General features: G+C 64.6%; 4 protein-coding genes and 1 pseudogene. All 5 read right to left on the bottom strand.

Annotated features, from left to right (window positions below):
• Nucleotides 1-22 precede the first annotated feature (22 nt).
• Nucleotides 23-11,584, bottom strand: a complete 11,562-nt coding sequence (locus BM190_RS03530) for a filamentous hemagglutinin family protein (RefSeq protein WP_092252021.1) — start codon at nt 11,582-11,584, stop codon at nt 23-25.
• Nucleotides 11,585-11,778: 194 nt separating this feature from the next.
• Nucleotides 11,779-12,786: a FecR family protein gene (locus BM190_RS03525; RefSeq protein ID WP_092252973.1), complete on the bottom strand. Its 1,008-nt coding sequence runs from the start codon at nt 12,784-12,786 to the stop codon at nt 11,779-11,781.
• Nucleotides 12,770-13,372, bottom strand: coding sequence for an RNA polymerase sigma factor (locus tag BM190_RS03520; protein WP_018319904.1), 603 nt, complete (start codon nt 13,370-13,372; stop codon nt 12,770-12,772). The genes BM190_RS03525 and BM190_RS03520 overlap by 17 nt, the downstream gene beginning before the upstream one ends.
• Entirely contained in the window at nt 13,369-13,971 is a 603-nt protein-coding gene (locus tag BM190_RS03515; RefSeq protein ID WP_177236893.1) for an STN domain-containing protein, read from the bottom strand. Before BM190_RS03515 ends, BM190_RS03520 begins: the two co-directional genes overlap by 4 nt.
• 356 nt (nt 13,972-14,327) lie before the next feature.
• Nucleotides 14,328-14,816: pseudogene (locus BM190_RS40205) on the bottom strand (LuxR C-terminal-related transcriptional regulator); the annotation flags it as partial.

Raw genomic sequence — 14,816 nt, 5'->3', positions numbered from 1 at the left:
GGATGCCTGCCCGGGCCCTGCCCTAGAGCGACGCCTTGCGCCCCAGCCGCTGCAACAGCACGGCTCGCTCGTCCTCCGTCAGGTTCTTCAACTGCTCGGCCGTGAACTCGCCATTGCCGAGCACGCGGAACATGCCGTTCGGATCGTAGCTCTGCTTGTCGGGCGCCCGCCGCCTCTCATCGTCGCCGGCATCGGGCTGAGGAAACTGACCGCCGCCGCCACCGCCGTACCCGAGAACTTCGACGATGATCACCGACGGCCGATCCGAAGATCCCTGCTTGGTCACGTCCTTCACGGCGTCATTTGCAGCCTTGTCCTTGGTATCGATCGCGAGCGGCGCAGTTTTGACCTCCGCCTTCGGCACTCCTTTGCTCTGGCCCGACACCTGGATGTTGTCCACGTTGACGACGAAGCGCGCCGCAATGAGGATGTCGCCGCTGACGCGGATGCCGGCGTCGCCGGCATTCACGGTACCCTGGGGAGCGATCAGGTTGACGTCACCTTCCGTCACCCCGGTGAAGCCGATGATCGTTCCGATGCCGCTTCCGGAAATATCGGCCTTCTCGAGCACGCGCGTGACGGCATCGATATCGGTCAGGATCTCCGGCGCCGAGGGCACGCGCGCGGTCTTGGCGCCGCGGCCGGCGTCGATGTCGCCCTGCGTCGACCAGATGATCTCGTTGCCGCCGGCAAAGGTCAGGATACGCGAGCGGTTCACGGTGACGCTGTCGCGCGCAAAGAGGTTGATGTCGCCCGGTCCCAGTGTGACGAGGCCGAACTCCACCGGCGCCGGCTTGCCGAGCGCAGCAACTTGCAGGCCGCCACCGGGGGTCAAGACCTCGATGCTGCCGCCCGACATGGTGCGGAACTTGGCATTTCCGGTCCTGACGTCGCCCGCCCAGTCGCTGCCCGGGAACAGCGTCTCGATCGCGGCATAACCGCGATTATAACCGCCATTGCGTGGCTTACCGCTCGTGTCGGGTGTGTTCTGGTCATCGCCTGCGGCCCGTAGCTCCTGCATGTAGACCTGCCGAACGAAGCGTTCGCGCACCAGCATCGGCAGGGTCTGGAATTTGGTCCAGGCATCAAGCGGAGACAGCTTCTCGCCGGTCACGTCCTCCACGAAGGAGACGATGCCGGTGCGGGTCCTGTGCGGCCCGGAGGAACGTTGCTCGAATGCGTCGGTGAGATAGAGCGGTACCACCGTGCCGTCCGCCAACGTGGTCTTGAGATAATCGGGCATCTTCCCGATGTTTGCCGGATCGAGATAGACCGCCAGGAACGCATCATAGGATGGTTGCTTGCCCTTGAGGCCCGCCATCACGGTGATCGCCGCGCTCTGCTGAGGCAGGCCGAGGATCTGCGTGAAATCCTTTGGCCGGTTGTTGGAATCATATTCCTGATTGCCTGTGCTGAAGATCGCCAATTCCGGCGCGTATACGTCACGGCCCGCGCTCACCTGCATTGCGCCCGGTCCCTGGACAAAGATCGAGCCTCGCACCGGGCCGCCGATGATGTCGTTGCCAGCCTCGAGTAACGACACGTCGGTCGGATGAACGTTGCGCAGTGAGTAGTTGATGTTGCGGATATCCGTGCCGGCACGGAACCAGGTCTGCTCGTTGGCCATGACGCCGGCCGTGAGGATCGAGCCGCTCTGGGTTATTAGCGTTCCAACGATCGATCCGTTCAAGGCATAGACACGGCTCGGCTCGTAGTCTGCCTCGTTCGGCAGATGGTCGGGATTGCGAAGGTTGTACAGATGCAGCGTGTGGCCGGCGATATTGCTGGCCGGCGCGGAGAAGGGATTGACCAAGACGTTGTGGAGCCCGCTCAGGGTGTCCGGCGAGGAACCGCCGAGGTTGACCGGAGAGGAAACGGTGCCTCCCACAGGCTCGAACGGTGACGGAATCATCTCGAGCGCAGCGCGGGACATAACGATCTCGCCGACGAGGACGTCGTTTGCGGCGAGAAGCCGCAGCTCCGGATTTCTGCTCGGCATCGTGTACAGCGTGCTGTTCAGCACGGAGCCGTTCAGCGCCGTGACGCGCGTTTTCGGCGGATAGATATTTGCGGCCAACGAGTTCACATTCGCAAACACCTGCAAGGCCGGCGTCGTTATGTCCTTGGACAGATATGTCGCCTGCCCGACCAGGATCACGTCTCCGCCCGTCGATGTCAGGTTGAGCGCGGTGCGCTCGCTTTGACTGCTCATGAACGTCAGTTCGTGGGACATCCCCTTGCCGACCAGAAGCGGATCGAGGACCGTTTGCAGCCGCAGGTCGCCTGCGGTTCGCACGTCCAGGGTTGCGTCACCGAGCGACAGGATCGGGGCGATCGGATAGGTGACGATTTGCGTCCCTACCAGCGCCTTGACATCGCGCCCGACCGCAAATTCACCAGCGGTAATCGTTCCGGCGCCGCGCCCGATGTAGTAATAGCCGGCGCGAACGGCGCCGCCCGCCTCAACGGTCATCGCGCCGCCGTTGCGCAGTTCCAGGAACTTTGCCTCCGTCGTGGAGCGCCCGCCCCGCACACGGCCATTGGTCGGCAGCGCGACCGTCAGATTGTTGAGATCGCCATCGGCGCGGACCTCGACATTGCCGCCGCCCAGCGCGCCGACCCCGCGCAGGAAGTTGGCGTAGTCAATCCACCAGGAGCTTTGTTGAGCCGGCATCTGGCCGTATGCGGAATGAGCCCAGGGACCGAAGACGTAGGCGTTATCCGTCGCACCCTGCCGGTTTAGCCACTCCGAATAGTGCTGCATCTGCGAGCGGTCCGCCGGCAGGGCCACGTCGATATTGCCGCCGACCGCAACGGCGAGATGGCCGCCGCCCACTCCGTAGGTCGCGTTCGCCGGCGCGGTGGTGAAATCGTTGAACGTGGCGAGATCGCGCCGGCCAGCGGTATAGATCGAGGCGCCGCCCTTGAGCTGCAGATCACCACGCGCCGCGATGCTGACGTCGCCGGTGCCGGTGCGAACCATGGTGATCGGATTGACGGTGGTCGTGGTCGGCCCGGGCTTGGTCGTCGCATAGAGCGAAGTGATGGTCGCAAGATTGGGGACGATCTTCGTCAGGTAGAAGTCCTTGAAGGTCGAGTATTTCGTGATGACGTTGAGGCGGCTACCGCCGCTCGCGGCCGTGCTGGTCCATCTGAAGTCGGCCTGCGGTTGCGCCGGATTGGTGTTCAGGCCCTTCGCGGCGGCATAGTCATTCCAGAGGTCGAGCACGTAGCCGTAGGCTGGATCCGTCGGCAGACCGAAAGAAATCTGCGCGCTGGAATTGCTGTTGAGACGGGTGCCAGAGGTGGACTCCAGGCTCGCAGGCCAATCGGCGGGATTCATCGTCGTCGAACCAGGCGCACTGCCCGCGCCAAAGCTGGCAACCGAGTCGACAAGAGCGGTCGCGGCGACGGAATTCAGGCCGCTGACATAGGTGTAACCCGCCTGCTCGCTGAGCGTGATCTTGCCCGTCGCGCCGCTGGCGAGGCGCGTCGGGTCGGCGCTTTCGCCCATCGGCGTGGCGCCCGCGACGAGCCCCAAGCTCCAGGAAGGCACCGCCACCCTCGAGCCGTCCGGCTCGGTGATGGAGGGGAACAGGACCGAATAAGCGAGCGCATTCGGCGCACTTGCGCCCGGCGAGTTGGCCTCTGCGCTATAGGGAACACCGACCAGCGTGGGCGGCGCCGTCACGGTTTCGGTTTTCCTCGTGCCGACCGTCGCAAAGGTGATACCGGCATAGACTGAAGGGTTGGTTGTGCTCGCGCTGTCGTAGGGCGAGAGATTGGACGTGGTACTGGTGCGACCGACGTTGAACACCATGCTCAGGTTCGTCGAGATGGTGCCTTTGGCGGCGACGTATGTCGAATCCAGCGGGTTGGCGAACTGGAAGAAGCCGTCCGTCACGCTGCCCTTCAGATCGATATTCCCTCCGGCGCGCATGGTCAGGACGCCCGGCTCTCCGAGAATGCTGCCGCCGGTGCGATAAGCCATGGTCGTATGGTCACGGAGCAAAGCGCTTTCCTTGCCGGCAACCACATAGGCCTTGCCCAGTACCGGCTCGATCGCCATCACGCCAGCCGCGAGCGCCGAGGCCTGATTGACCACGCCTGCGCCGAGATTCCAGTTACTCTTGAGCACGATGTCGCCGGAAAAATTGAGCTCTATGCCCGCGCGCGCGTGGAAGTTCGACTGGCTCGTCAGTGAGCCAAGATCCGCATAGCCGGCACTGACGTCGAAGTCGCGCACGAATTCGACCAGCGTGCCGGCGCCGTAATCTGCCAGCACGTTGAGCTTGCCGGCCGCGGCCTTCGTGAGATCGAGTTCGGCCTGGCCGCCGCTATTGACGGTGACGCCGACGAAGCGCGGATCGGATGCAAGCGTCGCAAGGTCGAAGCGTTTGTAGCCCTCCAGCACGATCTCGCGCGCGCCGTTGATCGTGCCGGCAAAGCTGACATTCACCTTGTCGGCCCCTGGCTGCTCGATGACGGGCGCACGCAGGGTGACCTTGCCGCCTTCGCCGCCCGCCACGTCGATCACGCCGCCCAGTACCCGCAGCACGCCGTTCGAGATTCCGAGTGTGACCCGGCCGGAGCCGAGCCCATTCACCGTGTCGGTCGCACCCGCCCGCAGCAGCGCCGCATTCGTCACGGTCAGACCCTGGCCGCCATAGATCGAGATCGAGCCGCCATAGGTCGCACGCGCGTCGATCGAGCCTGCGACGGTCACCGTACCCTGATCGGCAGCCAGCGCGAATTCCTCGGCCGTGGTCGCGCCGTCGAGCGTGACGTCGCCGGAACGAATCCGGAAGCTGCGCGATTTGGTGAAGCCGGCGCCATTCAGGCGCTGGTTGAGCCCGCCGAAATCCGACAACGCGGCGATGTCGAGCGAGAAGGAGCCGCCGCGTTTGCCCGCCGCGGCCCTGGCATTGATCGTGCCTTCCAGCGTGACCTGGCTGCTGTCCTGTTCGATCGCAAGCGTGCCCGCACCGCCACCGATGGGACGTCCTTCGGAGTCGCGGGCCGAGCCGAGATCGAGGGTCGCGCCGGACGCGAGCAGCACCGAGCCGCCGCGGGCACCCAGCGAGATGATTCCGGCATCGGCATATTCGGACACGTCGAAGAACTCCTTCTCGAAGCCCCCGACGTCGATCCGCGAACCTGCCGCGAGATTGACGTTGCCATTGGTGGCGTTCAGCTTGACTGTTCCGCCCAGCGCGTCGATCCGTCCGGCGAAATCGACGGCGCGGCCGGTGAGCGTCCAGCGGGAGCCAAGGCTGTCCTGGTCGCGCGCAGGGCTAGCCGTCCCGTAAGCGGCAACCGTGAGGATTCCGGTCGTGGTGACCGACTGCTGGCTGCCGCTCCGGCCGGTCATGACCGGCGCTGACAGAGTCACCGCCGCGCCGGCGACATCGAGCGAGCCCTTGCCTTCGCCGGTAATGCGTGTCGTTCCCGTCAGCACGATGGTGTCGAAACCACGCAGTGCCTTGGCGCCCTCACCCAGGGTCAGCTCGGTTGCCGTGAGCTTCAAACTGCCATGACCGGCGCCAACCGGCTCGCTGAACGTGCTCGCCGTATTTTCCAGCACAACCCGATTGCCGTTCACCGCGATCTCGCTGTTGCCGCGGCCCACCAGCCCTGCGGCATCGAGCGTCACGGCCTTGAGGCCCGACAGGTCCACCGCGCTGTGGAAATCGATGGTTGAATAGCTGCGCAAGGTCAGGTGCTGGGTTTTGTTGAGCGCGGCCAGTGCCGCGGCATCGAGCACCAGCCCGCTGCCGCCGCCGAAGCCAATCCGGCCCGAAGCCAGGGACAGCGCTGCGCCCGTCAGGCTGGCCTGGGTGACGAGCGCGTTCCCCGTCGCGTCGATCAGAAGACTCTTGCCGCCGTCGAGGGTGGCACCGGCACCGATCGTTACCCGGCCGCCGACGGTCGTATCGACGTTCTTGCGGCGGACCCGAACCGCGTCGCCGTTGGACAGGCGGATCAAAGCACCCCAGTCGCGATCGGACGCCTGCGGGGCCATCACGAGATCGCCGGCGCCGGTCGGCGCCTCGCCGCGCGCGACGATGACGCTGCCTGCGGAGACATCGATCGTGTCGCTTGCGGCCAGGATGATCTCCGGTCCCGTCAACGCCGAATTTGCACTGTTGCGCACGACGATGTCGTGAGCCTGCACATCAACACGCAGACCGCCGACGTCGCCGCTGCGGAAACCACCGACCAGCAGGCTGCCGGCGCCGAAGCCGGACAGAGCAGCGGCATCGATGACCAGATAACCATCGGCCCGCAAAGTGCCGGCGCTCTGGTCGGCACCCAGGATTGCGATCTTGTTGGCGGCGATATCGACCAGGCCGCCGCGGGCACCCGCTGCGGCCTGAGAATGCAACTCGCCCTTCAAGATCAGGTCCTGTGTCGCCTTGAACACAACCGAGCCGCCGTCGACCGGCAGACGCGGCGTGACGATCTGCTGACCCGTGAGCCGATACTGCGTCAGCTTGAACGCATCGGAGGCGAAGAAGGTGTTGGCGAAGGCTTCATTGTACTCGCTGTATTGCCTTAGCACAGAGCCCGACATCACGCGCCACGCGGACGACTGCTGGTCGCGGCTGCCGTCGAGCGCATTGGCGCGATAGCCGGACACGACCGCCGTGCCGTCGGCCATTACCGCGGACGTCGTCGCCCGGCCTGTCGAACCGGCGACTGCCTGGATCGCATAAGCGCCCGGAAGCATCGCGTAGGAGGCCGGCAGCAGCGTGTACCAGCCTGCCGGCAATCCGCTGCCGGCGTCGAGCCAGATGCGATCTCCGCTGCGGATCGACGCCGAGCTGGGCGCTGTCGCACCCGCGAAAGCCGGCATGACCGCGAACAGGCCCGGAAGCGCCAGCATGTCGTGCGAGCCGCCCGGTCCCGGCACGTGCTCCCATGCCATCAAGTCGCCGCCACCCTTGATGTTCACCACCGATCCGGGGGCGAGCTCGACCGTCGGCGCCTCGAGCGTCACGCGCTTTTCCGGCAGGCTGGCAATGGTTGTCGGCAACGGCCCGGTCGTCACCGTCCAGTTTTCGTTGTTGCTGAGAGCACCGTAAGGCAGCACGAGGCCGTCGCCGGTCACCGAGGTGACGCTGCCGGCGCCGAGGGTGAGGCGCTGGCTGGCCTTGAGCGTGATCTGGCCGAACGGCGCGCGCAGGGTGCCGTTCTGCTCGATCGTCGGCGCTTCGAGCGTCAGGGTCCCGCCGGCCGACAGTGCCAGACCGGGAGTTCCGTTCTGCTGCACGATGAGTTTGTCGCTGGCCATGATCGTCGCGTTGATCTGCGAGGTGGGATAGATCTGACCGGCCTTCACGATCAGCGTGCCGTCGACGTCCAGGAACGCGGGCTGGCTGACATTGCTGTGCGTCAGCCGGATGTCGTTTGCCTCGAGCACCGTTCGTTCGAAGCCACGGATGTTTGCCTGCACGATGTCGATCACGGACCCGGCCAGCGTCAGCGTGCCTGCGCGCACCGGATTGCTCGGCGCCAGGCTGAACAACGAGATGTAAGGCGCAAAGAACCGCGAGCTGGCGCCGTTGCCGTTGATCAGGGATCCGGTGATCGAAATCGAGCCGCTGAAGGCGAGGTCGACACCATCCAGCCGTGTCGTCGACGGGAGAACGAGATCGGCGAAGCCAGCCCCCTGCAGGCTCGAGCTGCGCACGACCAGACCGGACTGGGAAGCCGCCGTTTCGGACAGGATTACGGTCGACAGCGCAGACGCCAACGTCACCTTGCCGCCACGTGCGCCACTGCCCCCGCTCTGGCCGCGCCAGGCTCCCTGCACCAAGCCCTGCTGGGCTTTGACACTGATCGAACCGCCATTGCTGGCGAGGGTGACTGGCGCGAACTGGTGGTCATTCGACTCGATGTCGAATTCGCCACTGACACCCGCGACGTCGACCAGCGAGCCGGCTTCGAGTGCGACCGTGGCCGCCTCAAACGCAACCGAGCCGCCATTGCGTACGACGCCGCTGCGGTGTCCCTTGACGTCGATTTCGCTGACTGCCGTACCGCGCGCGACGATTGCGCCAGTATTTGCCACAACGATCGATCCCGTGCTTGCAGCAAGATTGATCGTGCCAGCCAGGGCCTCCACCCTGCCGGCAACAGACAGTGTACCGGTCGAAGAACCGAGCAGGGACAGCGCGATCGTGCCGCCGGTGTCCGTCCGCACCGTCGCTCCCGCGCCGACCGTCACGGACCTGCCGCTGAGCGAGAGCGACGTCGGCTCGAGCGCCAGGCGCTGCGACGGCGACAACACGGCGAGCGGGCCCATCTCGCTGATCGACGTGCCCGTGCTGAAGCCCGAGACGTCGACGCCCCTGAGATCAACGTTGTATGGGAGCTGCGTGACGCTTGCTCCTTCGGCGATCGTGATATCGCCGCCCGTGGAGATCTGGAGCGAACGGAAACCACGCTCCGAGAACAGGGTTTCCGACAGGCGAACGGTGTTGGGGGACGTCGGCGTACCGCCTCCGATCTGCAGCGACTCCGTAGTCAGATTCATGGCCATACTGCCGCCGGAGCCAGCCGCATAGGCCCGCATATCGGCGTTCGCCAATTCCGCCACTTCGGTCGTGTTCAGCGTAATCTTGCCGGCATCGCCGAATTTCACTTGCGGCTTGCCGCCGCGCAGCCTGTACCAGCCACCGCCGGATACGTCGAGCACGACGCCCGGCTGATAGTGGGCCTGGTCGAGCGTGATGCTGCCGCCATTGACGACCGGCGGCAGAGCGGAGGCAGCGCCGCCTTTCACTTGGTTGACCCATTGGCCGCTGACGTCGATGGCCGCACCGGCTCCGAATGATACGTTCTCCGCGCCCAAGAGGTTGACATTGCCGCCGGGTGCGTGGATCACCCCGTCGATCTTGAAATCCTGGCTATATGCAACGGTGGAATTGGCCTTGATCGAAAACGTGCTGCCCGGCGTCAGCTCGAGCGTCGTGCCCTTCTCGATCGTGACGTTATTGGAGACGTAGAGCTCGATCTTCCCCAGTCCGGCATCTGCAAGCGCATCCGAGTCGAGATAGGTCGTTCGCAACCGGAACGAATCCTGGTTGCCGGGAGCGCCCGAATACCAGGTGGACGGAAGCTGCGACGTGGCCGTGAAATTCGTCGGCAGCTGTGTGGGATCCTTGGAGATCACGAGCTTGCCGAGCAGCCAGAGCCGATCTTCGTCGCCGTCGCCGCCGAACGTCAGCGAGCCGGCCTTGGCGGTCTTGCCGCTTACGGCTTGACGCTCGCCGACGATCACGCCGCCCCAGTAGCCGCCCTCCAGCGCAACACCTTCGGTGGCATAGAACTGGATGGCGCCGGCGTCGCGTCCCTCGGTGAAGCCACGTTCGAAGTGGCTCGTCGACCACGGCGTGCTCCAGGACTCCGATTTACCCCAATTGTTGTGCGTGCGATTGAACCCGCCGGCGAAACCGACATAGATCCTGTCCGGCGTCGCCGAGGCGATGTCGTAGATTTTTCCATCGGCGCCGAGCAACTTCGTCGAGTTGACCATTCCGTCCTGATAGCGGAACGACCCGCCCGAGACATCGAGCAACGAGCCCTGACGGGTAATGATCGAGCCGGCCGATTTGAGGGTGATGTTGCCGCCAATGGTCGACAGCTCGGCGAGATTCGTCTTGCTGTTGCCGATCCAGGCCGAGACGTCGCCCAGCGGCGTCCCGATCCATTCGCCCGCGGCCCCTCCCCAGTTCACGCCGGCCATAGCTCCATCGGCGAAGACGCCGCTGGCGCTGCGATCGACCGTGATCTTCTGGCCCCGCAGCCACGAATTCCGCAGCAGCGGTGAATCACGCAGCTCGTTGATGCGCAATTCGGCCTGCACAAATCTCCGCGACATCGGGATCAGGACGTCCTGCACGCCGGCGGCGCTGACATAGGCATCCTCGCCGATATAGATCCGGCTACCGTCGCGGACCGGCGTCTCGCCGTTGATGGGCTCCTCGGTGGGCGCGGGCACGGTGCTGGCCACGATGCTGATGGTGCCGGCGGGAACCAGAATGTTCGCCTGCGCCCCGATATCGATCAGGTTACCGCGTAATTCGACGCGCCCCGGCTTGTAGCGCGTGGCCTTCGCCGTCTCCTCGATCTCACTCGTGTCGGTGGCATCAGGCAGAACGGCGGTGACGCTGCCCGGCGAAAGATGCAGGTCACCCGTCTTCCAATACACGAGCTGGGCGTCGAGGCTGCCGCTCGAGGCCATCATGCCGTTGCTGTAGGCATCCAGTCGGATCGATCCTTCGCGGTTGTTGAGCGCGGTTGCCGCCAGCATCACGCCGCCCTGGAAGATCTCGCGCCCCATCACGGTGATGTTGCCGCGATCGGATTGCACGACGCCGGTGTTCACGACCTTGTAGCCGACCGACGCCGCGCGCGCGTACATCTCGGGCAGCAGGATGTCGCGAACGCTTTCGCCCCAGGGTTTCTCCGTGAAGAGATCCCAGCCGGCGATCGCACCCATCAAATGGTTGTAGTTGAACAGCCAGGGCATCGGGGCCGTCACGGCGACGTCCACGCCGCGTACGTCGTTCGGATTGGTTCTCAGATAGACCTGTTCGCCGGCAGCCATGATGATCTGGCCGTCGGGGACGCTGATTTGGCCGGCATTGGAAACGATCGGCGCGAACAGCATTGCCTTGCCGCCGGTCTTCGCGCTGATTTGAGCTCCAGCCTGGATGGTGACGTCACCCGGCACGCCATCCGGCGTGAAGCGCGCAGGCTGGCTCGGATCGGTGGCCGGCTTTTGCGAATTGGCCAGCCGCGGATTGTATTCGCCGAAGGTCGGCAGGTGTATGTCGTTGGTGAGCACTATGGAAGTGTTGATCCCAGCCAGGAACTGCGCGTTCGACAAGGCGAGAGATGTGGCCACGAGGGTGCCGACATCCACCTGGCTGGAGCCACCGAAGATGATACCGTTCTTGTTGATGATATAAACCTGCCCTTCGCTCCTGATGGTGCCGAGAATCTGGCTGGGAACGAGGCTCGGGTCGAGGACACGGTTGAGCGCGATCCAGTTGGCGGCGCCACCGCCTCCGGCGGACTGGTTGAAGTACAAGTCGGTCTCGCGTCCGACATTGAACTTGTTCCAGGTCAGGATCGCCTTCTGCTGGTTCTGCACGACCTCGACCTGGACCCGCCCATTTGAGCCTGTCGATTGGGTCGGCTGAGCGGCGCCGGTCCAGGCCGGTTGGCCGTCGATCACCGCGGTTGGATTGCTGGTCGGATTGAGACCTCCGGGAGCCAAACCATTCGGCACATTCGGAAGCAGATTTCCGGGATGATTTTTGTTCAGGCCGAGATTATTCGGACCGATCAACGCGCCGGCTCTCGCCGCCGCCTGCACGTCGCGCATCGCACGGAGCGACGCGTTGATCCGGCTCATCGCCTGCGCTGATGCGATCGATGCCGCCTGCCCCGCCGTGTTGGTCGTCACGGCGACGTTTGCCACCGGGCTCGCGCTGCCGCTGCCGAGGTTGCGCGCATCGGCCGCAGCTGACCCCACCAGCAATGCAGCCACACTGGCACCGCTGAGAAACATCGCGTGTCTGACGGACCGGGACGAGCGAAAACGGACGGTGCGGTGGGACAAGACGGCATTCCTTCTGGCAGCACGGCTAAACCCGATGAAGGGTCGTGCCTCGTCATTCAGAGCGATAACGATCTAGCTCTAAGACGGAAGCCTGTAGGCGAACGCGCACGGTTTCTGTGTGAAAGTTTCTTGTCAGCGGGGCGTCAGCCCAGCAGAACCAGGCCGCCCGGCAGCTTTCGGGCCTTGACATCGAAGGCCTGTTCGAGGCGCACGAGGATTTCATCCATCTGATCGATGCGGAAACGGCCATTGACCGGCCTCTGCGCGAGGCCTGGATTGACAAGGAGAATTCGGCCGGCGCGATAACGATTGACCTCGTCCACCACATCCGCGAGCGGGGTAGCTCGGAACAGGACGATTCCGCGCTGCCAGGCGGATTCCGCCTCTGCGTCAATCGCGGCAACCCGACCGAGCCCGCTGGCGTCGTACCGCAAGCTCTGCGCCGGGCCGATGACGGCAGAACTGCCGTTGCGCTCGATGCGCACCTGTCCGTCGAAGCAGGCGACGCTCACCACCGTGCCGGCCGGACCGCTCATGCAACGCACGTCAAAGCGTGCATGGCGGCCGATCGAACGCCCATCCGCCGCCAACACGACGAGCGGACGTACGCTCTCGACCGACTCGAAGAGCGCCTGCCCTGCAAGCAGTTCCAGGCGATCGCCCTCCCCGCCAGCGGGGTGGACCGCAATGCTGGTCTGCGTATTTAACCGGACCGCGACGTTCTCCGCCGGCCGGACTTGCCGCTGCTCGCCAACGGCCGTTCTGTAGTCGGCATTCAGTTCACGGAGGGACGGCCACAGGCCCAGCGGCGGGTTGGTAACAGCGACATAGGCGGCTGCGGCGGCCAGCCCGCCACCGAGAAGGAGCCGGCGATCGAGCACCGGACGTGGCGTCTGGTGGACCGGCAACGCCTCGATTTGGTTGCGCGGAATGCTCGCGCCGGCCCGGCGGATGTCGCGCCATACACCGCTCGCCGCAGCGAAGGCAGCCGCATGCTCCGGGCTCGCGGCACACCATCGTTGCAAGGTCTCGGCATCAGCAGACGTCGCATGGCCGGAATCGATGCGCTGGACCCACGCGATCGCCTCGCGTTGCAGCAGGTCGAGCCTTTGCGTCTGTCCCTGAATCATGGAGTCATTCAGCCTGGTCATGGTCGCGATCACCGCGCGGCGGCGACAGGTCACGGTTCAATGACGAATTTCGCGGGTCCGGTGCGCAATCCGCGTCACCCATTTGCCTTTGCCGCGCCAGACAATACTCATGGGCGAGTTGCAGCTCCTTTGAGACAAGGCGCAAGGATACGCCAAGCCGATCCGCGATCTCCTGCCGCGCCATGTTGTCCACCCTGGCCGCGAGCAGGATGGTGCGACGGCGCGGCGGCAGCTCAGCGAGTATGGCGGCCATCGCATCCAGATCCGACCGTGCCTCCGCGACTTCGGCGGGACCAGGCGTCTCGTCGGCGACCTCGAGCAGATGCTCGATGTCGATCTTCGTCAAACGGCGCTTTTCAGCGCGACGATGGTCATGTGCGACGTTGAAGAGTATGCGCAGCAGATAGCTGACCGGATTGTGCAAGGTGCCAATCGTCGTATCCGTGCGGGCAAGGCGCAGCCAAGTGTCGTGCAGGACGTCACCCGCCATCTCGGACGAACCCAGGCGGCGGGTCAAGCCCCGCTTGAGATCGTCATATCGGTCGAGCAGCAGCCGGCGCAGCATCGCCACGGAGGCTTCAGTCACCGCACGCCTCCGGCCGCCTGCGGCAACACCGTCGCACCACAACTCATTGTGACGCCCGAGGTCTGCGGCAGGACCACGATCAATACCGGCTGTGCAAAGCCGGAGGGCACCGGGGCACCCACACTGAACTGTCGAAGCGCGCTGTCGATGCCGCGGTCCAGCTCGGCCGTGCCGGCCGATCCAAGTCGTTCGAACCTGGCTACGGCCCCTGACGGCGCGATCCAGACCAGGGCCGCGATGCGATAGCTTCCAGGCCGCGCCCCGTTGGTCCGGCACAGAGCATCGCGCAGCCGCGCCTGAACGACACCATAGTATTGGCGCGCGAGAGCAGCAGCACTGCCTTCCGGCGGTCCGGCGGCTTCGGGCGCCGGGGCTAGAACGAACGAGCCGTCTTTCAGGAAGCGGGCGGTAAGGCCGGTGCCCGCAAGCAGCAGCTGCAGCGCCGTCTCCGGTTCAAAGCTGCCCTTGACGGCTCCTGAGGTGCGGCCCTGCGCAAGCGCCGGACTGTAGAGGACTTCGCGACCGGTCGCATCGCCGTATCGCTCGAGTGCGGAGGCAAGCTGCTGGGCCGGAATGTCGAACGACATAGGCGCGGACATTTCCGAGCTCGCGCGCGGCGACCCGATTGTTGCACCGTTTGGCTCCGCTTCGGCTGCAACGGCCGCAAACATCAAACACACAGCCAGATACGGCACGCGACGTGACACCGATCAATTGCTCCGGCAAGCCATCAGCACCGCGAGAGGCGAATGACGATCGTCCCGAACCCTTGCCTGGATGCCACAAGAAGTTCTCAATATACGAACGTTTCTTGACAAGGATATGTCACTGATCACTTTCCGAGCCGGAAGCACGCAACGGGGCGGCGCCCGCTCTCGAGCAATGGTCTGAGCTTTCAAAGAAGGTCGGTTGCGTGAATCACGAAGATTGCATCGATCAATAACGATGGAGCGCTTCAAATCAGGAAGTCATGAGGCGCGGCGTGATGCGGAACGTTATGAACGTGGGCGACCGCGTGTTCGTCCATTGCATTGGGAATCGATTTGCCGATGACGTGGAGGTCCTCTTCCTGACCGGGCGAAACGTGCGGACCGAGCGAGCCACCAAGCTCGACTACCGCGCCGAATGTGGGAGGAGTCGCATAGCTATCGAAGCGAAACGCCAATTCCGCGCCGCCAATCTCGGATGCAACTTTAGCCGGCTGTACGGGTTCCAACGCGGTTGCAGCAGGTTGCGCAGCCTGCGGCCAGTTTCCGGCGTTACTGCCATTTGCGACGCTTGGTTCGATCATCTCGGCTGCTCCAGGTGCGTCTGAAAAATTTGAGTGCCTTGAATTGCCGCGTTCCACGCCATCTGCTTCAGCCGTCTTCGCTGAACCTGGCGAAGCGTCCGAAGCCGGGAAATGACGCTCGTTGTCGTTGCCGAAATTGTGCCCTGGCATAGA

It is taken from the genome of Bradyrhizobium sp. Rc3b (assembly GCF_900114915.1).
GTDB lineage: Bacteria > Pseudomonadota > Alphaproteobacteria > Rhizobiales > Xanthobacteraceae > Bradyrhizobium.
Note: the sequence above shows the minus strand (reverse complement) of the source record. Positions and strands in the feature narration are given on the sequence as shown.

Excerpts from the sequence above, each read along its gene's own strand:
- BM190_RS03530 (WP_092252021.1), bottom strand. The coding sequence starts at position 11,584 with ATGTTTCTCAGCGGTGCCAGTGTGGCTGCATTGCTGGTGGGGTCAGCT.
- BM190_RS03525 (WP_092252973.1), bottom strand. The coding sequence starts at position 12,786 with ATGACCAGGCTGAATGACTCCATGATTCAGGGACAGACGCAAAGGCTC.
- BM190_RS03515 (WP_177236893.1), bottom strand. The coding sequence starts at position 13,971 with ATGTCCGCGCCTATGTCGTTCGACATTCCGGCCCAGCAGCTTGCCTCC.